Here is a 20,550-nt window from a genome sequence, read left to right as displayed (position 1 = left end):
CGGACGAGACCGGGGGCTCAGTTCGCGGGCGCGCCCGCCGGCAGGCGGATCACGAAGCTCGCGCCGCCGCCCGGGCCGTCTTCGCAGCGCACGCTGCCGCCGTGCCGCTCGGCGATCGACTTCACCAGCGCGAGCCCCAGGCCCACGCCGCCGTTGCGCTCGCTGGCGCCGGGCAGCCGGTAGAAGGGCTCGAAGATGCGTTCGCGCAGGGCCGGCGGCACGCCCGGGCCGCGGTCGGTGACGCGCACGGTGGCAAAGCCGTTGGCGCTGCCGAGCTCCACCCTGATCTCGCCGGCGCCGTAGCGGCGCGCGTTCTCGAGCAGGTTGCGGATCGCGCGGCGCAGCAGGCGCGAGACGCCGGGCACGGTGAGCCTGGCGTTGTCGGTGCCTTCGACCAGGTCGAGCTCGGCATTCACCTGCGAGCACTCCTCGGCCGCGAGCCCCGTGAGGTCGACGGCCTCGATGGTGCCCAGGTCGGCCTCGCTCGCGTCGAGCCGGCTGGCCAGCAGGATCTCATCGATGAGCTGGTCGAGCTCGCCGATGTTGCGCGAGATTTCCTCTCGCGCCTTGGGGCTCGGGCGTTCGCCCATCAGCTCCAGGCCCATGCGGATGCGGGTGAGCGGCGAGCGCAGCTCGTGCGATGCATTGGCCAGGAGCGACTTGTGCGAACGCACCAGCTGTTCGATGCGTTCGGCCGACGCGTTGAAACGTTTGGAGAGATCAGCCACTTCGTCTTGCCCTTCTTCGGTCACGCGCACCGAGAGATCGCCTTCGCCCCAGCGCTGCACGCCGCGCTGCAGTGCCTCCAGCCGCTGGGTCAGCCGCCGTACGATCGGGTACACGCCCAGCGCCACCGCAATGCCCACGAGCGCGATCATCCAGCCCAGGCCGAACGGCGTGCGCCAGGGCGCGAATCCGCCGCCGGGCGGCCGGTCGCGCGGCGCCACGCGCAGCGTGAGTGCCTTGCCGTCGCTGAGCGTCACGTCGAACTCCAGGCCCTGGCCCGGCACGCGCAGCGCCTTGCCGGTGCCGATCGGCGTGTCCTGCGCATCGAGCACCACCACGTTACGCGGCACCGGCGCCAGCCGTTCGCGCTCGGCCTGGGCCGCCTCGCGCACGATCCAGTTGGCCATCAGCGTGAGGATGACGACGCCGCCCACCACCGCGAGCCAGATGCGCACGTAGAGGTGGCGGGAGTAGAGGCTGCGCAGCATCGGCCGGTCAGTCCTGCTGCTTGGCGAACACGTAGCCCACGCCGCGCACGGTGAGGATGCGCTTGGGGTTCTTGGCGTCGACCTCGATGGCGGCGCGGATGCGGCCCATGTGCACGTCGATCGAGCGGTCGAAGGCCTCGAGCTCGCGGCCGCGCACGGCCTCCATGATCTGGTCGCGCGTGAGCACGCGGCCGGCGCGCTCGGCCATGGCCACCAGCAGGTCGAACTGGTAGGAGGTGAGGTCGGCCAGCGCGCCGCCCACCGACACGGTGCGCGCGTTGCGGTCGATCTCGAGCGTGCCGAAGCGCATCACGGTGCTGGCTTCGGTGTCGGCATTGTTCTCGCTGCGCCGGCGCAGCACCGCGCGGATGCGCGCGAGCAGCTCGCGCGGCTCGAAGGGCTTGGGCAGGTAGTCGTCGGCGCCGATCTCCAGGCCGATGATGCGGTCCATCGGATCGCCCTTGGCGGTGAGCATCAGCACCGACACCTTCGAAGCCGGAGGCGGCAGCGAGCGGATGCGGCGGCAGATCTCCAGGCCGTCGGTGTCGGGCAGCATCAGGTCGAGGATCACCAGGTCGGGCGCGTGCTGCTGCAGCTGCTCGAGGCCGCTCGCGCCGTCGCCGGCATGCGTGAAGAGGAATCCCGACTGCGTCAGGTATTCGCCCACCATCTGTGCCAGGCGGGCGTCGTCTTCGATCATCAGGAGCTGGGGGGTACTCATGCGCTTCATGGTCGTGCACGGGGGGCAACGGGGCTTGAACGCTCCGTAAAGTTGGGTAAACGCCGCGTCCGGCTGTCCTCCGGAAGTGCTGCGAAAAGCATAGCGCCGGCTTGCGCGCCGCCGGGCAGGGCGGCGATGTTTTCCTCGAGCAGCGAGGGCAGGGCGCAATCGCCCAGGTCCGCATTGTCCGCCCGAGCGCGCGCGAGGATCTCGCCGGCCAGCTGGCGCAGCTGCGCGGCCGACGCCCGGATGCGCGCCCTGAATGCGGCGTCGCCCAGCCGCGGGTCCTTCAGGCTGCGGTTGAGTTCGGCGAACCAGGGCATGGCGGCCTGGTCGAGCATCACCGGGGCGTTGCGCCTGGCGCTGGCCGCGGACCAGCTGCGCAGCAGCTGCTGCACCGCGAGGTTCAGGCGCTGGCAATGCTGCAGCTCGTCCTTCAGGCTGCCGAGCAGCATCAGGTCGGTGAGCCGCTGCTGGAAGAAGATCTGCGAGAGCACGCCCCAGTAGTAGGCGTAGTCCCAGATCACCTTCACCGGCAGCACCTCGGGATCGCCGAACAGCGGGTACTGGTCCTGGTAGAGCGCCAGCGTGCTTTCGTAGAACGAGTGGTAGATCTGGTCGTAGAGCTGCGCGCGCGCTTCCACCGGGCGGCCCGCGCGGTCGTGCGCCACCAGGTCGGCGATGTAGGTGTTGCTGATCGCGATGAAGTCGCTGCCCGGCGAATAGAAGGGGTCGAGGAACAGCCCGGCCTCGCCCGTCAGGGCCCATCTCTGGCCCGAGAACACCTGCCTGCAGCCGTGCGAGAAGTGCTTGAGGAACGCGAAGTCCTGCAGCAGGTGCCGCTTGCCGTCGAGCGCGTCGTACAGCCGCGGCTGGTAGGTGGCGAACCACCGCATGGCCTTGTCGAAGGTGTCGATGGTGTCCAGCGGATGCAGCTTCGGGTCGGCCACGATGCCCACCGAATGCGAGCCCGAGGCCAGCGGAATCAGCCAGGCCCAGTAGCCCTCGCCTACCAGGTGGTTGGTCGAGAGCCAGCGCGCCTGCGGATCGCAGCGCCCGCGCCAGGCGGCGTCGTCGCTCCACTCGTCGATGGCAATGCGCTCGCCGATGCGGAACCACACGGCGTTGACGTCGTGCGCGTTGGCCTCGGCGAGCCCGAGCTTGCGCTTGAGCAGGCCGGCGCGCCCGCAGGCATCGACCAGCCAGCGCGCCTCGGCGCTGTGGGTTTCGCTGCCGCGCGTCCATTCGAGGCGGTGCGGTGCCTCGGCGTCCGGGGCCAGCTCGACGCGGCGCACCAGCGCGGCATCGTCGAAGCGCACGCCGCGCCGCACGGCCTCCTCGGCCAGGTAGTTCTCGAAGATGCCGCGGTCGATCTGGTAGCTGGGCACCGCCAGGTAGCGGCTGGCGCCGATCTCGGTGACCTGGTCGATGTCGCGCCGGCCCTCGCTGAAGAAGAAGCGGAAGCCGAACTTGCGCAGCTGCGCGCCGTCCATGTGGGGCTTGAGGCCGAGCACCGTGTCGAAGTAGTGCGCGCCGATCTCGACCGACGACTCGCCCACCTTGTGCGCCGCATGCGGCACCGGATGCGTGCGGCGCTCCAGCACCAGCACGTCGATGTCCTGGAAGCGCTGCTTCAGCTGCAGCGCGAGGGTGAGGCCCGCGAGCCCGCCGCCCATGATCACTGCGTCACATCGTTGCGCAGTGCCGGTCATGGAGCTTCAGTCCCGGATCGGCCGCAGTTGCAGCTGCAGCGACAGGGTGGAGGAAAGCGGCAGCCCGATGGGCGGCGGCGGACCGCCTTCATCCAGCCGTGCCAGCGCTTCGAACAGGCCGAGCGCATGGGCCATCGGGTTGATGTGCGCCAGGGTCTTGGCGGCGTCCGAAAGCGGCGCCGGCGGGTTGCCGCCACCGCCGCTGCCGTCCACCGACCAGTCGAGCGCGGCCACGCTGCGCGCCGTGCGCCCGGGCGCGATCACCAGTGCCACGGCCAAGAGGCCCTGGCTGTCGGTCACCGAGGTCAGCGGGCCCACCGTGGGCGTGTCGTAGCCCACCAGCAGCACCGGCGACTGGTCGGCCGCGCATTGCACGGCCGCTTCGAGCAGGCCGGCGGCAAAGCTGTTCTCGTAGGCCGAGACCGAGTTGCTGGCCGCCATGCAGCCGGTGCCGATGGTCCAGTAGCCCACGGCCGCGTTGTGCACCGAGTTGTGGAAGCGCGTGGGCGACAGCACCGTGGGGTCGGTGGCCAGCGTGCTGCACATGTAGTCGTTGATCGACAGGTCGCCATGCGCCGAGACGAACACGCAGGGCACGTCGGCCGCATTGCGGCCCGAGCCCGCCATCGACGCGGCGGCCACTTCGAGCGCCAGCGCCACGGTGTCGGGCGCACGCCGGCGCTCGGCCGGCGCCAGCACCTGCGGCGACGGCCGCTTGGCCGGCGGATCGGCCAGCCCGCCTTCGCCGCGGAAGGCGGCGCGCGCGGCGTCCCAGCCCGGCAGGGTGGGCGTCCAGAAGGCCGGGCCTTCGATGTAGAGGGTGGGTGGCACGGGCGTGGACTTCATGCGGTGGCCTTGCCGAACACGAGCGAGCAGTTGTTGCCGCCGAAGCCGAAGGAGTTGGTCAGCGCGAAGCGCACCTCGCCATGCGCGGGCGCGAGCCGGATCTGCGGGCCGAAGCCGGCGTCGAGCAGGTTCGTGTTGACCGTGCCCGGCATCAGGCCGCGCTCGATCGCGAGCAGGCTGATCACCGATTCGACGATGCCCGCCGCGCCCAGCGTGTGGCCCATGAAGCCCTTGGTCGAGCTGGCATGGGTGGTGGCGGGGAAGCGGCGCGCCACCAGCGCGCCTTCGACCTCGTCGTTCTTCTGGCTCGCGGTGCCGTGCATGTTGATGTAGTCGATGGCCTCGGGCGCGAGGCCCGCGCGCGCCAGCGCCTCGTCGAGCGCGCGTTCGGCGCCCAGGCCCTCGGGGTGCGGCGTCGACATGTGGTGCGCATCGCTGGCTTCGCCGTAGCCCAGGAGCCGCAGCGGCGCGGCGGCGTCGCCCTGCACGCGCTCCACCAGCGCGAAGCCGGCCGCTTCGCCCAGGCTGATGCCCTTGCGGCTCGCATCGAACGGCCGGCACGGCTCGCTCGACACCAGTTCGAGCGAGTTGAAGCCGAACAGCACGCTGCCGCACAGCGTGTCGACCCCGCCCACCACGGCGGCGTCGGCCAGGCCCAGGCGGATCAGCCGCTCGGCCGAGGCAAACACCTTGGCGCTCGACGAGCAGGCGGTGGAAATCGTCTCGCTCGGCCCGCTGAGCCCGAGCACCTGCTGCACGAACATCGCCAGCGAGTGCGGCGTGTGCACGGCCGGACGGCGCTGGTCCACGGGAAAGCGGCCGTCGGCGTCGAGCTGGGTGTAGGCCAGCTCGGTCTCGCCGATGCTGGAGGTCGAGGTGCCGAGGATCAGCGCGATGCGGGACGGGCCGTACCTGGCCCGCGCGGCCGCCACGGCCTCGGGAAAGCCGTCCGCATGCAGGCCGAGCCACGCCAGCTGGTTGTTGCGGCAGTCCCACGAGGCCAGCGCCTCGGGCAGGCGGATGTCCTCGAGCCCGTCGACCCGGCCGATCCAGGTGGGCAGCGGCGCATCGCCGAAATCGTTGGCGCGCAGGCCGCTGCGCGAATGCTCGAGCGCCTCGGCGAGCGGCTCCTTGCCGACGCCGACGGCCGAAGTGGCCGTGAAGGCGCTGATCTGAAGGGGAGAAATGCGGGGCGGCACGTTGCTTGTGGGTTTGGCGGACGGAAGGTGAATGATCGCTCTGGGAGCGAGGCGGCAGGTAAGCGGAAAGTGACAGCCTACCAGTTGCGCGGGGCCCCGCGCGTCAGCTGTTTTCCCATGCGGACCCCGCCCTATTGACGCCCGGCCGGCGCCTTGGTGGTGGTGATGCGGGCGGCCAGCGCCACCAGCAGCAGCACCGGCAGGCCCAGCAGCGCGGTGCCGGTGAAGAACTGGGCGTAGCCGTGCGCGTCGACAAAAGCGCCCGAATAGCCGGCAATGAACTTGGGCAGCAGCAGCATCAGCGAGCTGAACAGCGCGTACTGGGTGGCCGAATAGCTGATGTTCGTGAGGCTCGACAGGTAGGCGATGAAGGCCGCCGAGGCAATGCCGCCGGCCAGGTTGTCGGCCGATACCACCGCGATCAGCGCCGTCAGGTCGTGCCCGCGCGAGGCCAGCCAGGCAAAGAGCAGGTTGCTCGCCGCGCTGAGCACCGCGCCCAGCATCAGCACGCGCATCACGCCCAGCCGCATCGACAGCACGCCGCCCACGAAGGCGCCGGCCAGCGTCATGACCACGCCGTAGATCTTGCTGACCGTGGCCACCTCGTCCTTGGTGAAGCCCATGTCCACGTAGAAGGGGTTGGCCATGATGCCCATCACCACGTCGCTGATGCGGTAGATGGCAATCAGCGAGAGGATCAGCGCGGCCTGCCACTTGTAGCGGCGGATGAAGTCGGCAAAGGGCTCGATCAGCACGCTTTGCAGCCATTCGGCCGCGTTCTTCGGCTTGGGCAGCACGCGGCGCACCGGCTCGGGCGAGAGCAGCACGGTCAGCACGCCCACCGCCATCGAGGCCGCCATCACCAGGTAGGCCGTCTTCCACGCGCCGTTCTGGTAGGCCGCCGCGCCCGTGGCGGCCGCTGCTGCCGGCGCCACCTCGGCCCAGGCCGCCACCCACAGCACGCCGGCGCCGGCCCAGATCATCGCCAGGCGGTAGCCTGTTTGATAGGCGGCGGCGAGCGCGGCCTGCTTGCGCGTTTCGGCCGACTCGATGCGGAAGGCGTCCAGCGCGATGTCCTGCGTGGCCGAGCCGAAGGCCACCAGCAGCGCGCACCAGATCAGCGGCGCGAGGCCCTGGCGCGGATCGTTGAGCGCCATGCCGACCAGCCCCGCGACCACCATCCCCTGCGCCAGCAGCAGCCAGCCGCGCCGGCGCCCGAGCAGCGTGGTCAGCGGCGGCAGCGGCAGCCGGTCGACCAGCGGCGCCCAGACCCACTTGAAGCCGTAGGCCAGGCCCACCCAGCTCAGGTAGCCGATGGTGGTGCGGTCGATGCCCGCCTCGCGCAGCCGAAAGCTCAGCGTGCCCAGTACCAGCAGCAGCGGCAGGCCGGCGGAAAAGCCCAGCGCCAGCATGCGCAGCGTGGCGGGCTCGAGGTAGACCTTCAGCGCATCGCGCCAGGGCGGGGAAGGGGCGGTGGAGGTTTCGGCGGGCTGGGCAGACATGAACTCCGGATTGTCCATGAGCGCGCGCCGCCTGCCGAGCCGTCTTTTTGTCGGCAATTGTTCCTATGATCCGCGCATGTGCACACGATGCGAGCTCCTCGTTCTTTCTTCTGCGGCTTCCCCGGCGTCGCGCGCCTCGGCCTGGCAGCCGCGGCGGGCCTTCCTGCTCGCGGCGGCCGGCGCCGCGCTGGCCGGGCCGGCCCTGGCGCAGGTGAACGTGGGCAATGCCTCGGTGGCGCGCAACCTGGTGCCGGCCGACCGGATCGAGGCCGCGGGCGTGCAGCAGTACGGCCAGCTGCTCGAGCAGGCGCGCGCCAAGCGTGCGCTCGCGGGCGACGGCAATGCGCAGCTGCAGCGGCTGCGCACCATCGCGAACCGGCTGATTCCTTTTGCGACGCCGTGGAACGCGCGCGCGCGTGAATGGAAGTGGGAGGTCAACCTGATCGGCAGCAAGCAGATCAACGCCTTCTGCATGCCCGGCGGCAAGATCGCCTTCTTCACCGGCATCCTCGAACAGCTCAAGCTCAGCGACGACGAGGTCGCCATGGTGATGGGCCATGAGATGGCCCACGCGCTGCGCGAGCATGCGCGTGCCCGCATGGCCAAGAGCGCGGGCACCGGCGCGGCGCTTTCCATCGGCGCGCAGCTGCTGGGCCTGGGCCAGATGGGCGACCTGGCGGCGCGCGCCGGCACGCAGCTGCTGACGCTCAAGTTCAGCCGCAGCGACGAGACCGAGGCCGATCTCGTCGGGCTCGAGCTCGCGGCACGTGCGGGCTATGACCCGCAGGCTTCGGTGTCGCTCTGGAAGAAGATGGCCGCGGCATCGAAGAACCAGGGCGGCCTCGGCTTTCTGTCGACCCACCCGAGCGGGCCGGACCGGATCCAGAAGCTCGAGGCGAACCTGCCGAAGGTTGAAGGGCTTTACAAGGAAGCCAGGCGCAGCTGAGGTCTTGCTCCCTCTCCCTCTGAAAGGGGGCTGTGTCTTACTCCCTCTCCCTCCGGGAGAGGGCGGGGGTGAGGGCGGCGGCCTTCATATGTGAGCCGCGCTTCATCGGCGGCACGGAGCCCTCACCCCAACCCTCTCCCGGAGGGAGAGGGAGCAAAACCCTGAACAGGATCTTTTGAAGGACGGCCTTCGGTTGCCTGGCACATTGCTTGCATCTCGACTTGTACACAAGTTTGGATGCCTGATGATGGTGCATGAAGAAAACGGATCGGCTGCCGCAGCGTGGATTGCCCGCTTTCCCCGGCCCGTGCCCGGCGCGGGCTCGGGCCCTCTCGCCGGCTTGCGCTTCGCCGTCAAGGACAACATCGACGTGGCCGGCGTGCCCACCACGGCCGCCTGCCCGGCCTTCGACCGCCGGCCGGCCGAGCACTCGGCCGTGGTGCGGAAGCTGCTCGATGCCGGTGCATCGCTGCTCGGAAAGACCAACCTCGACCAGTTCGCCTGCGGCCTGAACGGCACGCGCTCGCCGTATGGCGAAGTGCCCAATGCCTTCGACGCGCGCTATGTCTCGGGCGGCTCCAGTTCGGGCTCGGCCTACGTGGTGGCCGCCGGCGAGGCCGATTTCGCGCTCGGCACCGACACCGCCGGCTCGGGCCGCGTGCCCGCCGGGCTCAACAACATCGTCGGGCTCAAGCCCTCGCGCGGCCTGCTGAGCGCCTTCGGCGTGGTGCCCGCCGCCCAGAGCGCGGACTGCGTGTCGATCTTTGCGCGCAGCGTCGGCCTGGCCGTCGACGTGCTTCTTGCGGCCGCCGGGCCTGACGCGCGCGACCCTTACTCGCGGGCGCTTGCGTTGCGCAGCCATCCGTTTCCACCGGCCTTCCGTTTCGGCGTGCCCGACACGCTGAGCTTCTTCGGCGATGCCGCGGCCGAGCAAGCCTTCCGCGATGCGCAGCTGCGGCTCGCCGCCCTCGGCGGCACGGCCGTGGAAATTCCCTATGCGCCGCTGGCCGAGGCCGCCGCGCTGCTCTACGAAAGCGCGCTCGTGGCCGAGCGCTATGCGGCGGTGCGCGGGTTCTTCGATGCGCGCGGCTCCCAGGTGATCGAGCCGGTGCGCGGCATCCTCGAAAGCGGCCGCGGCTACAGCGCCGCCGACGTGTTCGAGGCGCAGACCCGGCTGCGTGCCATCGCGCAGCAGGTCGAGCCGATGTGGCGCGGCATCGACCTGCTGCTGGTGCCGACCGCGCCCACGCACTACACGCGCGAGCAGATGCGCGCCGATCCCGTGGTGCTCAACCGCAATCTCGGCGCGTACACCAACTTCGTCAACCTGCTGGACTACGCCGCCATCTCGGTGCCGAGCGCGCTGCGCGCCGACGGCCTGCCCTTCGGCATCACGCTGATCGGCCCGTGCGGCAGCGATCTTGCGCTGGCCGAGCTGGGGCAGCGCTATCACCACGCCACCGGCCTGCCGCAGGGCGCCACGGGCCTGCCGCTGCCCGAGCCGCGCCCCATTCCGGGCCTCGCCGCTTCGCCGGTGCAGGCCATGCCCATCGCCGTCGTCGGCGCGCACCTCTCGGGCATGCCGCTCAATGGCCAGCTCACCGAACGCGGCGCCACGCTGCTGCGCGCCACCACCACCTCGCCGCGCTACCGCCTGCACGCCTTGCCGGGCACCGTGCCGCCCAAGCCGGGGCTGCAGCGCAGCGCCGTGGGCGGAACCGCCATCGCGCTCGAAGTGTGGTCCGTTCCCGTGGCCGAGGTCGGCAGCTTCCTCGCGCTGATCCCGCCCCCGCTGGGCCTGGGCAGCGTCGAGCTCGCCGACGGCAGCTGGGTGCACGGCTTCATCTGCGAAGGCCATGCGCTCGCAGGCGCCGAAGACGTGAGCCACCACGGCGGCTGGCGTGCCTACATCGCGAGCCGCGCCGCGGCCTCTTCCCAAGCCATTCCAACCTGACCGATCGAGGAGTCTTCATGTGCATTCCTGAGAAATCGTCCGCCGCCGCGTCGCGCCGCCAGCTGCTGCAGGCCGGCGCCGCGGGGCTGGCCGTGCTGGCTGCGCCCGCCATCGTGCGTGCGCAGGCCGCGCCCAAGATCCGCATCGGCTTCTGGCCCGTGGCCGCGGGCCTGCCCTTCTTTGCAGCGGTCGACCGCGGCTATTTCAAGGAAGCCGGGCTCGACGTGGAGCCGCTCAAGTTCGCGGGCGCGCAGCAGGTCATGGAAGGCATGCTCGCGGGCCGCTGCGACGGCAGCTCCAACGGCACGGGCTCGGCCAACCTCGCCATCGGCGAGATCGCGCAGCCGGGGCTGTTCAAGATCTTCTGCACCAACCCGAGCAACGCCAGGTTCGTGCTCGACGAATTCATCGTCGCCAAGGACAGCCCGATCAAGGCCATGGCCGAGCTGGCCGGCAAGAGGATCGCATCCGGCCCCGGCATCCAGAACGTGACGCTGTGCAAGACCATGCTCGAGCGCGCGGGCGCCAAGGGCGCCAGCGTGAGCGAGCTGCCCATCGGCCAGCATGTGGCGGCGCTCGTGGCGGGCCAGGTCGACGCCTGCTACACGCTCGAGCCCACCGGCACCGTGGGCCGCATGAACGGCACCACGCGCGTCATCGAGGCCGGCGTGGTCGCCAAATACATCCTCGGCGATCCGATGGCGCCCTGGCACGGCGGCGCGGCCAGCCTCACCAGCGAATTCATCAAGAAGAACCCCGACGCGGCAAGGAAGTACATCGCCGCCTATGCGCGCGGCGTGGAGCTGGTGCGCAGCAAGCCCGACGAGGCGCGCCAGCACATGAAGGGCTACACCGCCATCGAAGGCAGCCTCACGGCCGAAGTGCCGCTCGCCTCGTACATGCTCTACAACGAGTTCAAGCCGAGCGACGTCGCGTACTTCCAGAAGTTCTACGACCTGTTCACCGAAAAAGGCATCTTCGAGAAGAAGGTGCCGGTGGACGGCCTGCTCTACAAGGCTTGACCATGGCCGACGCAAGCACGACCACGGCCACGCCGTGGACACCGCCGGCCGACGGCACCGCCGCCTCGGCACCGAAGCCGCCGCTGCGCGACCGGCTGCTGCCATTCATCGGCCCCGTGGTGCTGTTCATCGTGTGGGACCTGGCGGTGCGCCTGGGCTTCATCAAGCCGATCCTCCTGCCCACGCCCGCCGACACCGTTGCGGCGCTTATCACGGGGCTCGCGGGCGGCCCGCTGCTCACCGACTTCGCGATGACCGTGTGGCGCACGCTGCAGGCCTTCGCGATTGCGGCGGTGGTCGGCGTGCCGCTGGGCGTGCTGCTCGGCAGCAACGAAAAGGCCTACCGCAGCGTCGAGTTCCTGATCGACTTCTTCCGCTCCACGCCTTCGTCCGCGCTGATCCCGCTGTTCCTCCTGATCTTCGGCGTGTCGGACGTCAACAAGGTGGCGATCGCGGCTTTCGGCGCGCTGCTGATCGTGGTGTTCAACAGCGCCTACGGCGTGATCAACGCGCGCAAGCAGCGCGTGATGGCGGCGCGCGTCATGGGCGCTTCGCGCTGGCAGATCTTCAAGGACGTGCTGGTGTGGGAAAGCCTGCAGCCCAGCTTCGTGGGCCTGCGCTCGGCGGTGTCGATGGCGCTGGTGATCGTCATCGTGGCCGAGATGTTCATCGGCTCCGACACGGGCCTCGGCCACCGGATCATCGATGCGCAGCAGGTGCTCAACGTGAAGAGCATGTATGCGGCCATTCTGGCGGCGGGTGCGCTGGGCTATGCGCTCAACATCCTCTTCCTCATCGCCGAGCGTCGCATCGTGCACTGGAGCGGAAGATGAAAGCCACGCCCGACATCGTCGTCAACGGCCCGGTGTACGCCGACGTGCCCAGGCCGGTCTTCAAGCCCGGCCCGGCCGGCACGCACATCACCATCCGCGGCCTGACCAAGTACTTTGCCGGCTGGCCGCTGTACGAGAACTTCGACCTCGACATTCCCAAGCACCGGATCGTCTCGGTGTTCGGGCCCAACGGCTGCGGCAAGTCCACGCTCATCAACATGATCGCGGGCCTGATTCCGATCGATGCGGGCGAGATCCTGTTCGACGGCAAGCAGCGCAAGGACACCAAGATCGGCTACGTGTTCCAGAACTACCGCGAGGCGATGTTCCCGTGGATGCGCACCATCGACAACATCGCCTACCCGCTGAAGCTCGAAGGCCGCAGCAAGGCCGAGGTCGACCGCCGCATGGAGGAGCTGGTGGCGTCCTTCGACGTGAAGTTCGACCTGAAGCGCTTTCCGTACGAGCTCTCGGGTGGGCAGCAGCAGACCGCATCGATCATGCGCGCGCTCGCGCCCAAGCCCGAGGTGCTGTTTCTGGACGAGCCTTTTTCGGCGCTCGACTTCGAGATGACGCTCTTCATCCGCGAGAAGCTGCAGGAGGTGTTCATGCAGACCGGCACCACCATGCTCCTGGTGTCGCACGACCTCGAGGAGGCCGTGTACCTGGCCGACGAGGTGCTGCTGCTGACCAAGCGGCCCACCCGGGTGGCCGAGATTCTGCGCTACGGCGATGCGCGGCCGCGCACGGTCGAGACCCTGAGCACCGAGAGCTTCGTCGCAACCAAGAAGCTCAGCCTCGACATCTTCCAGCGCGAGGTCCGCCGGTGACGCCCGAGATCAACATCCCCGAGGTGCTCGCCGAAGTGACGGACGTGTTCGCGCGCTACGAGCAAGCGCTCATGGCCAACCAGCCCGCGGTGCTCGACGAGCTGTTCTGGAACAGCCCGCACACGCTGCGCTACGGCTTCTCGGAGAACCACTACGGCCATGCCGGCATCAGCGCCTTTCGCGCATCGCTGCCGGTGCAGAGCCCGCCGCGCGAACTGCTGCGCACCGTCATCACCACCTACGGCCGCGACTTCGCCACGGCCAACTGCGAGTTCCGGCGCGAAGGCGCCACCGCTGTCGGCCGGCAGAGCCAGACCTGGCTGCGCACGGCCGACGGCTGGCGCGTGGTCGCCGCCCACGTGAGCCTCCTGGGCTGAGCGCGGGGCACATTTTTTGCACTCCCTTCAACCTCTGGAAAGAACGCCATGACAAGCCAAATCAATCGCCGCGATTCCCTCAAGTCCCTGGCTGCGCTCGGCGCCGCCGGCACCCTCGGAGGCTGGAGTGCGCTCGCCGGCGCGCAGGCCAAGCCGCTGACCGTCGGCGTGATCTACGTCGGCGCGCGCGACGACTACGGCTACAACCAGGCGCACGCCATGGCGGCCGCCGAAATCAAGAAGCTGCCCGGCATCAAGGTGGTGGAAGAAGAGAACGTGCCCGAGACCGCGGCCGTGCAGAAGACCATGGCCGGCATGATCTCGCAGGACGGCGCCAAGCTGCTGTTCCCCACTTCGTTCGGCTACTTCGATCCGCACATTCTGGCCGTGGCGCCCAAGAATCCCGACGTGCGCTTCTCGCATTGCGGCGGCCTCTGGACCGAAGGCAAGCACCCGAAGAACGCGGGCAGCTTCTTCGGCTACATCGACGAGTGCCAGTTCCTGAACGGCGTGATCGCCGCGCACATGACCAAGAGCAACAAGATCGCCTTCGTTGCCGCCAAGCCGATTCCGCAGGTGCTGCGCAACATCAACGCCTTCACGCTGGGTGCGCGCTCGGTCAAGCCGAACATCACCTGCAGCGTGATCTTCACCGGCGACTGGTCGATGGCCGTGAAGGAAGCCGAGGCCACCAACAGCCTGGCCGACCAGGGCTGCGATGTCTTCACCATGCACGTGGACGGCCCCAAGGTGGTGGTGGAAACGGCGGCCAAGCGCGGCAAGATGGTCTGCGGCTACCACGCGAGCCAGGCCAAGCTCGCGCCCAATGCGTACCTCACCGGTGCCGAATGGAACTGGCTCACGGCCTACAAGACCGCCATCGAGGCCGCGCAGGCCGGCAAGCCGCATCCCAACTTCCTGCGCGGCGGGCTGAAGGAAGGCTACGTGAAGATGTCGGCGTACGGCCCGATGGTGCCGGACGCCGCAAAGAAGCAGGCCGACGAGATCAAGGCCAAGATGGTGGCGGGCAGCTTCGACATCTTCAAGGACGGCATCAAGGACAACAAGGGCGTGGTCGTGGTGCCGGCCGGCAAGGTGCTCAAGCAGACCGACCTGGAGCTCGAGAAGATGAACTACCTGGTCGAAGGCGTGATCGGCCAGGCCTGATCGCAGCCGCACCGGCCCGCACGCCATGCGCCAAGCGCTCAAGGAATTCGCCCTGCCGGTGTTCGCCATTGCGGCGGCGCTGCTGCTGTTCGGCGTGCTCGCGGCCTTTGCGGGCGTCGATCCGCTGGAGGTCTGGGCGACGCTCTTCAAGGGCGCGTTCGGCGACTGGTTCTCCTGGCAGAACACATTGCAGCGCGCCGCGCCGCTGATGCTGACCGCGCTGTGCGTGGCATTGCCGGCGCGCGCGGGCCTCATCGTCATCGGCGGCGAAGGTGCGCTGGTGCTGGGCGGGCTGGCGTGCGCGGCGCTCGCGCATGCGGTGCCGCTGCCCGGCAATGTCCTGGGCACGGCGATCGTCTGCATCGCGGGTGCATTGGCCGGTGCGCTGTGGATCGTGCTCGCAGGCTGGCTGCGCCAGTACCGCGGCATCAACGAAACCATCAGCAGCCTGCTGCTGGCCTACATCGCCATCGGCATCTTCAAGCACCTGGTCGAAGGGCCGCTGCGCGATCCGGCGAGCCTCAACAAGCCATCGACCCATGCGCTGGCCGACGGGCTGCTGATCGGCGGCATCGGCGGCTCGGACGTGCACTGGGGGCTGGTGATCGGCGTGGTCGCCTGCCTGGCGCTCGGGTGGTGGCTGCGTGCCACCGCCTCGGGCTTTTCGGTGCGCGTGGTGGGCGGCAATCCGCGCACCGCGCAGCTCGTGGGCCTGCCGGCCACGCGGCTCATCCTCGGGGCCTGCGGGCTCGGCGGCGCATGCGCGGGGCTCGCGGGCGCGGTCGAGGTGGCGGCGGTGCACACCAATGCCAATGCCTCGCTGATCGCGGGCTACGGCTATGCGGGCATCCTGGTGTCGTTCATCGCGCGGCACAACCCGGTGGCCATCGTGCCGGTGGCGATCCTGTTCGGCGGCTTCGGCGCGGCCGGCAGCCTGCTGCAGCGGCGGCTCGGGCTGCCCGATGCCTCGGTGCTGGTGCTGCAGGGCATGGCCTTCGTGCTGATCCTGGCGAGCGAGGGCTTGCGCATGGTCGACTGGAACGCGCTGCGTGCGCGCGTGCCGCGCGGCGCGGGGGTGGTGCGATGAGCGCGGACCAGTGGATCGCGCTCGCGGCCGGCATCGTCGGCGGTGCGCTGCGCGTGGGCGCGCCGTTTCTTTTCGTGAGCCTGGGCGAATGCCTCACCGAGAAGTCGGGCCGCATCAACCTCGGGCTCGAAGGCGTGCTGGTGCTTTCGGCGATGGCGGCCTTCGGCGGCGCCTATCTCACCGATTCCGCCTGGCTGGGGGTGCTGATCGGCGCGCTGGCCGGGGCGGCGCTCGCGCTGCTGCATGGCCTCTTGTGCTCGCTCGACCGCGTGAACGACGTGGCGACCGGCATTGCATTGATGCTGCTCGGCACGGGGCTCGCGTTCTACCTGGGCAAGCCGCTGATCCAGCCGCAGGCGCCGCAGATTCCCGCCATACCGCTGGGCTTCTGGAGCGACAACACGGTGGTGCGCTCGGCGCTGCAGCTCAATGCGCTGGTGCCCGTTGGCGTGGCGCTGGCGGTGCTGCTCTGGTGGGGCTTTGCGCGCACGCGGGCCGGCCTCCTGGTGCGCATGGCCGGCGACTCGGCGCAGGCGACGCGCGCGCTCGGCTACTCGGTCTCGGGCCTGCGCATTGCGGCGACCACGGCCGGCGGCTTCATCGCCGGGCTCGGCGGCGCGTCGCTCACGCTGTTCTATCCGGGCAGCTGGAACGAAGGCATCTCGAGCGGCCAGGGCCTGATCGCGGTGGCGCTCGTGATCTTCGCGCGCTGGAGTCCGCTGCGCTGCGTGGGCGCGGCGCTGCTCTTCGGCGGGGCCGGTGCCATCGGGCCGGCGCTGCAATCCATCGGCATCGGCTGGGGCTACCACCTGTTCAACACCGTGCCCTATGTGCTCACGCTGGTGATCCTGGTGTTCACCTGCAGGCCCGGCACTGCCGCCGCCGGTGCGCCGGGCGAACTTTCATCGACAAGGAGCTGAACCCCATGGCGAACACCCCATCTCCCCGCCGCGTGGCCGCCGAGCCCTATGGCTGGCCCTACAACGGCGCGCTGCGGCCCGACAACACCGCGCTCATCGTGATCGACATGCAGACCGACTTCTGCGGCAAGGGCGGCTATGTCGACGTGATGGGCTACGACCTCTCGCTGGTGCAGGCGCCGATCCAGCCAATCGCGCGCACGCTCGCGGCGCTGCGGCCGCTGGGCTTCCACATCATCCACACGCGCGAAGGCCACCGGCCCGACCTGGCCGACCTGCCGGCCAACAAGCGCTGGCGTTCGCGCCAGATCGGCGCCAACGGCGTGGGCATTGGCGACGACGGGCCGTGCGGGCGCATCCTGGTGCGCGGCGAGCCGGGCTGGCAGATCATTCCCGAACTCGCGCCGCTGCCCGGCGAGGTGGTGATCGACAAGCCCGGCAAGGGCTCGTTCTATGCCACCGACCTGGAATTGATCCTGCGCACGCGCGGCATCGAGAACCTGATCCTCGCGGGCATCACCACCGACGTGTGCGTGCACACCACGATGCGCGACGCCAACGACCGCGGCTTCGAATGCCTGCTGCTGTCCGACTGCACCGCCGCCACCGACCACGGCAACCACCTGGCGGCGCTGAAGATGATCACGATGCAGGGCGGCGTGTTCGGCGCGCATGCCACATCGCAGGCGCTCTTGGCCGCGCTGGACTGATCAGGGCATGGCCGACCCCACGCCCCACGCCATCGGCGCGCTGCCTGCGGGCCACGGCGCGCTCGCGCTCGACACCTACGAGCTGACCAAGCGCTTCGGCGCCTTCACCGCGATGGACCGCGTGACGATGCACGTGGAGCCCGGCACGGTGCATGCGCTGCTCGGCGAGAACGGTGCGGGCAAGAGCACGCTGGTGAAATGCGTGGCGGGCTTCCAGCGCGCGGAGGAGGGCAGCATCCTGATCGACGGGCGCGAGCAGGACATTGCCAACCCGATCGTGGCGCGCGCGCTCGGCATCGGCATGGTCTACCAGCACTTCACGCTGGCGCCGGGCATGACGGTGGCCGAGAACCTGCTGCTCGCGGGCGGCAAGACGCCGGCGCTGATCGACTGGAAGGCCAAGCGCGCGGAGCTCGGGGATTTTCTTGCGGCCACGCCCTTCAGCCTCGACCTCGATGCGCGGCCCTCCGAGCTGGCGGCGGGCGAGAAGCAGAAGCTCGAACTGCTCAAGCAGCTGTACCTGAAGCCGCGCCTGCTGATCCTCGACGAACCGACCTCGGTGCTCACGCCGCAGGAGGCCGACGAGGTGCTGGGCCATGTGCGCGAATTCGCGAAGAGCGGCCTGTGTACGGTGCTCATCATCACGCACAAGTTCCGCGAGGTGATGGCGTACGCCGACAGCGTGACGGTGCTGCGCCGCGGCAAGGCGGTGCACCACTGCCGCGTGGCGGACACGAACCCGGCGCAGCTGGCGCAGGCGATGATGGGCGGCGAGGATGCTTCGGCGCCTGTACCGGCTTCTTCGCCCGTCGCGAGAAAACCGGTGCCCGATGCGGCGCCCGTCGCCTTGCGCGTCGAGGGCCTCGAGGCGCAGGGCGACCGCGGCACGCTCGCGCTGCACGGGCTCAGCCTTGCGGTGCGCGCGGGCGAGATCCTCGGCGTGGCGGGCGTCTCGGGCAACGGCCAGCGCGAACTGGTCGAGGCGCTGGTCGGCCAGCGCGCGCGGCTGGCCGGCAAGGTGAGCGTGATGGGCCAGCCCTACAGCGCGCGCCGCGCAGAGAACCGCAGCCTCAAGGTCCGCAGCCTGCCCGAGGAGCCGCTGCGCAATGCCTGCGTGGGCGACCTCAGCGTGGCCGAGAACATGGCGCTGCGCGATTTCGACCGGCCGCCCTTGTCGCGCGGCGGCGTGCTGAACTTTCCGTTCTGGCGCCACCGGGCGCGCGAGTGGATTGCCGAATACGGCGTGAAGACGCAGGGCGAGGGCGCGCCGATCCGCAGCCTGTCGGGCGGCAACGTGCAGCGCGCGGTGCTGGCGCGCGAACTGGCCGGCGACATCAATGTGCTGATCGCGGCCAACCCGGTGTTCGGCCTCGACTTTGCCGCCGTGGCCGAGATCCACGAGCGCATCGTGCAGGTGCGCGAGAAGGGCGGCGCGGTGCTGCTGATCAGCGAAGACCTCGACGAGCTGCTGGAGCTGGCCGACCGCATCGTCGTGATGAGCGAAGGGCGGATCGTGTTCGAGACTTCGGCTGCGGGGGCAGAGAGGCATGTGATCGGGGCGCACATGGGTGGGGGGCACCATGAGCCTTCGAAGGCTGCGGCATGAGTTCTCTGGCTGCTGTTGATAGGCCGCCCGGCGTGCGGTGCGGCGCGGTCGGCCCCACTGTGCCGGCCGCTTCGCGGCTGCCCTGCGGTGCTCGCGTTTCGCGGGGTCTCGCAGAACTCGCTTCGCTCAAACAGCTGCGAGCCCTGATCCGCGAAACGCTGCGCTCCTCGGCGGCACAGAGGGGCCGCCCACCCCGCACCACACACCGGGCTCGGCGGTGGAGTGTTTGCCCCCGGTACATCCGAGGCGATGGGCGGTGTGCCCCTGGCCGGCCGTTGAGGCACCGCCGAGCAGCGCAGCGACAGGCGGATCAGGGCTCGCCCTTGTTTGAGCGAAGCGAGTTTGGGCGAGACCCCGCCTGTCGTGAGCAGCGCAGGGCAGCCCGAAGGGCCGGTGACGTCGGCCGGCCAGGGGCACACCGCCCATCGCCGAATCCAGAGCATCAAAACACCCGAGACACAGCATGCGCATAGAAACTGCCAACCCCTTTCCCTACGACTTCGAGCTGAAGAACACCGCGCTGGTCCTCATCGACATGCAGCGCGACTTCATCGAGCCCGGCGGCTTCGGCGAAACGCTGGGCAACGATGTGTCGCTGCTCGAAGCGATCGTTCCGGCCACAAAATCGGCGTTGCAGGCATGGCGGGAGGCCGGCGGCCTCGTGGTGCACACGCGCGAGGCGCACAAGGCGGATCTTTCCGACTGCCCGCCCGCCAAGCGCAACCGCGGCAACCCGAGCCTGCGCATCGGCGACCAAGGGCCGATGGGCCGCATCCTCGTCGCCGGCGAACCGGGCAACCAGATCATCGATGCGCTGGCGCCCGTCGATGGCGAGCTCGTCATCGACAAGCCCGGCAAGGGCGCGTTCCATGCCACCGGCCTGCATGAGCTGCTGCAAGTGCGCGGCATCACGCACCTGCTGTTCGGCGGCGTCACCACCGAGGTCTGCGTGCAGACCAGCATGCGCGAGGCCAACGACCGCGGCTACGACAGCCTGCTGCTCGAAGACTGCACCGAGAGCTACTTTCCGGCCTTCAAGGCGGCCACGCTCGACATGGTCCGTGCGCAGGGCGCGATCGTGGGCTGGACCGCGCCGAGCAGCGCGCTGCTGGCGGTGCTCGGCCAAGGGCAATGACTGCGACTACCATTCCCCACGTGCCTACCGCCCGACCCCGCTCCGCTTCGCCCGCCCCCGCTTCCGACGCCACCGTTTTCCGCACGCGGGCCGACGAGGTCTACGCGCAGCTCAAGCGCGACGTGGCCGATTTCATCCTCGTGCCCGGCGACCGCTTCACCGAGAACGAGATCAGCGACCGGCTCGGCGTCTCGCGCACGCCGGTGCGGCAGGCGCTGTTCCGCCTGCAGCAGGAAGGCTTCGTCGAGGTGCTGTTCCGCAGCGGCTGGCGCGTGCTGCCCTTCGACTTCGACCAGTTCGAGCAGCTCTACGACCTGCGCATGGTGCTCGAGACCACCGCGGTGCACCGCCTCTGCGAAGCCGACCGCCGCGTCGACCGCAGCCTGCTCGACGCGCTGGCCGAGATCTGGCTCGTGCCCGCGGCCCAGCGCAGCAGCGACACCGCGCAGGTGGCGCAGTGGGACGAGGCCTTCCACTGCGCGCTGGTGGCCGCGGCGGGCAACGCCGAGATGGCGCGCGTGCACCGCGACGTGACGGACCGCATCCGCATCATCCGCCGGCTCGACTTCACCCAGCAGCCGCGCATCGACGCCACGTATGAAGAGCACGCCAAGATCTTGAAGGCCGTGCGCGCCAACCGAGGCGAGCAGGCCGCGATGCTGCTGCGCGCGCACATCGAGACCAGCCAGGCCGAGGTGCGCAAGATCACGCTGCACCAGGTGCACCTCGCGCGGCACGCGGGCAAGGCGGCGCCGCGCTGAAGCGGCCT

19 protein-coding genes are annotated in these 20,550 nt (G+C 69.7%); 13 read left to right on the top strand and 6 right to left on the bottom strand.

Going from position 1 to position 20,550, the window contains the following annotated elements; translation table 11 throughout:
* Window positions 1-17 precede the first annotated feature (17 nt).
* The 6 genes from AC1DSC_RS27715 to AC1DSC_RS27690 form a co-directional block, all read right to left on the bottom strand.
* Window positions 18-1,214: an ATP-binding protein gene (locus tag AC1DSC_RS27715; protein WP_278879258.1), complete on the bottom strand. Its 1,197-nt coding sequence runs from the start codon at window positions 1,212-1,214 to the stop codon at window positions 18-20.
* 7 nt (window positions 1,215-1,221) lie between these two features.
* Window positions 1,222-1,944: a response regulator transcription factor gene (locus tag AC1DSC_RS27710; protein WP_012745423.1), complete on the bottom strand. Its 723-nt coding sequence runs from the start codon at window positions 1,942-1,944 to the stop codon at window positions 1,222-1,224.
* A complete protein-coding gene (locus AC1DSC_RS27705; RefSeq protein ID WP_436287138.1) occupies window positions 1,941-3,647 on the bottom strand; it encodes an NAD(P)/FAD-dependent oxidoreductase in 1,707 nt (568 codons plus the stop codon). The genes AC1DSC_RS27710 and AC1DSC_RS27705 overlap by 4 nt, the downstream gene beginning before the upstream one ends.
* 6 nt (window positions 3,648-3,653) lie before the next feature.
* Window positions 3,654-4,493, bottom strand: a complete 840-nt coding sequence (locus AC1DSC_RS27700; RefSeq protein WP_436287139.1) for a beta-ketoacyl synthase chain length factor — start codon at window positions 4,491-4,493, stop codon at window positions 3,654-3,656.
* Window positions 4,490-5,692 (bottom strand): beta-ketoacyl-[acyl-carrier-protein] synthase family protein, encoded by a 1,203-nt coding sequence (locus AC1DSC_RS27695; protein ID WP_436287140.1) that lies wholly within the window; start codon window positions 5,690-5,692, stop codon window positions 4,490-4,492. The genes AC1DSC_RS27700 and AC1DSC_RS27695 overlap by 4 nt, the downstream gene beginning before the upstream one ends.
* A gap of 131 nt (window positions 5,693-5,823) precedes the next feature.
* Window positions 5,824-7,212 (bottom strand): AmpG family muropeptide MFS transporter, encoded by a 1,389-nt coding sequence (locus AC1DSC_RS27690; protein ID WP_412510139.1) that lies wholly within the window; start codon window positions 7,210-7,212, stop codon window positions 5,824-5,826.
* Window positions 7,213-7,270: 58 nt separating this feature from the next.
* Here AC1DSC_RS27690 and AC1DSC_RS27685 point away from each other — a divergent pair, with 58 nt between their 5' ends.
* From AC1DSC_RS27685 to AC1DSC_RS27625, 13 genes are all read left to right on the top strand, one after another.
* Window positions 7,271-8,140: a M48 family metallopeptidase gene (locus AC1DSC_RS27685; protein ID WP_436042146.1), complete on the top strand. Its 870-nt coding sequence runs from the start codon at window positions 7,271-7,273 to the stop codon at window positions 8,138-8,140.
* Window positions 8,141-8,384: 244 nt separating this feature from the next.
* Window positions 8,385-10,094, top strand: coding sequence for an allophanate hydrolase (gene atzF, locus AC1DSC_RS27680; protein ID WP_018903881.1), 1,710 nt, complete (start codon window positions 8,385-8,387; stop codon window positions 10,092-10,094).
* A gap of 17 nt (window positions 10,095-10,111) precedes the next feature.
* Window positions 10,112-11,116: an ABC transporter substrate-binding protein gene (locus AC1DSC_RS27675; protein WP_018903882.1), complete on the top strand. Its 1,005-nt coding sequence runs from the start codon at window positions 10,112-10,114 to the stop codon at window positions 11,114-11,116.
* A gap of 2 nt (window positions 11,117-11,118) precedes the next feature.
* On the top strand, window positions 11,119-11,949 hold the full coding sequence (locus tag AC1DSC_RS27670; protein ID WP_026283907.1) for an ABC transporter permease: 831 nt from the start codon (window positions 11,119-11,121) through the stop codon (window positions 11,947-11,949).
* Complete coding sequence (locus AC1DSC_RS27665) at window positions 11,946-12,779, top strand: ABC transporter ATP-binding protein (RefSeq protein WP_012745432.1); 834 nt, start codon at window positions 11,946-11,948, stop codon at window positions 12,777-12,779. The genes AC1DSC_RS27670 and AC1DSC_RS27665 overlap by 4 nt, the downstream gene beginning before the upstream one ends.
* Complete coding sequence (gene hpxZ / locus AC1DSC_RS27660) at window positions 12,776-13,156, top strand: oxalurate catabolism protein HpxZ (protein WP_018903884.1); 381 nt, start codon at window positions 12,776-12,778, stop codon at window positions 13,154-13,156. The genes AC1DSC_RS27665 and hpxZ overlap by 4 nt, the downstream gene beginning before the upstream one ends.
* 48 nt (window positions 13,157-13,204) lie before the next feature.
* Window positions 13,205-14,323 carry a BMP family ABC transporter substrate-binding protein gene (locus AC1DSC_RS27655; RefSeq protein WP_436287141.1) on the top strand — a complete coding sequence of 373 codons (1,119 nt, stop codon included), beginning with the start codon at window positions 13,205-13,207 and terminating at the stop codon, window positions 14,321-14,323.
* 25 nt (window positions 14,324-14,348) lie between these two features.
* Window positions 14,349-15,410, top strand: coding sequence for an ABC transporter permease (locus AC1DSC_RS27650; protein ID WP_436287142.1), 1,062 nt, complete (start codon window positions 14,349-14,351; stop codon window positions 15,408-15,410).
* Entirely contained in the window at window positions 15,407-16,330 is a 924-nt protein-coding gene (locus tag AC1DSC_RS27645; protein WP_436287143.1) for an ABC transporter permease, read from the top strand. The genes AC1DSC_RS27650 and AC1DSC_RS27645 overlap by 4 nt, the downstream gene beginning before the upstream one ends.
* A gap of 5 nt (window positions 16,331-16,335) precedes the next feature.
* Complete coding sequence (gene biuH, locus AC1DSC_RS27640) at window positions 16,336-17,040, top strand: biuret amidohydrolase (protein WP_436287144.1); 705 nt, start codon at window positions 16,336-16,338, stop codon at window positions 17,038-17,040.
* A 7-nt stretch (window positions 17,041-17,047) separates the two neighbouring features.
* Complete coding sequence (locus tag AC1DSC_RS27635) at window positions 17,048-18,646, top strand: ABC transporter ATP-binding protein (RefSeq protein ID WP_436287145.1); 1,599 nt, start codon at window positions 17,048-17,050, stop codon at window positions 18,644-18,646.
* A gap of 463 nt (window positions 18,647-19,109) precedes the next feature.
* Complete coding sequence (locus tag AC1DSC_RS27630; RefSeq protein WP_436287146.1) at window positions 19,110-19,781, top strand: cysteine hydrolase family protein; 672 nt, start codon at window positions 19,110-19,112, stop codon at window positions 19,779-19,781.
* Window positions 19,778-20,542, top strand: coding sequence for a GntR family transcriptional regulator (locus AC1DSC_RS27625; RefSeq protein WP_012745440.1), 765 nt, complete (start codon window positions 19,778-19,780; stop codon window positions 20,540-20,542). Before AC1DSC_RS27630 ends, AC1DSC_RS27625 begins: the two co-directional genes overlap by 4 nt.
* Window positions 20,543-20,550: the final 8 nt, after the last annotated feature.

The organism is Variovorax sp. 01N425, from assembly GCF_056399465.1.
The sequence above is the reverse complement of the archived record's forward strand: the minus strand, read 5'-3'. Positions and strand labels throughout refer to the sequence as shown.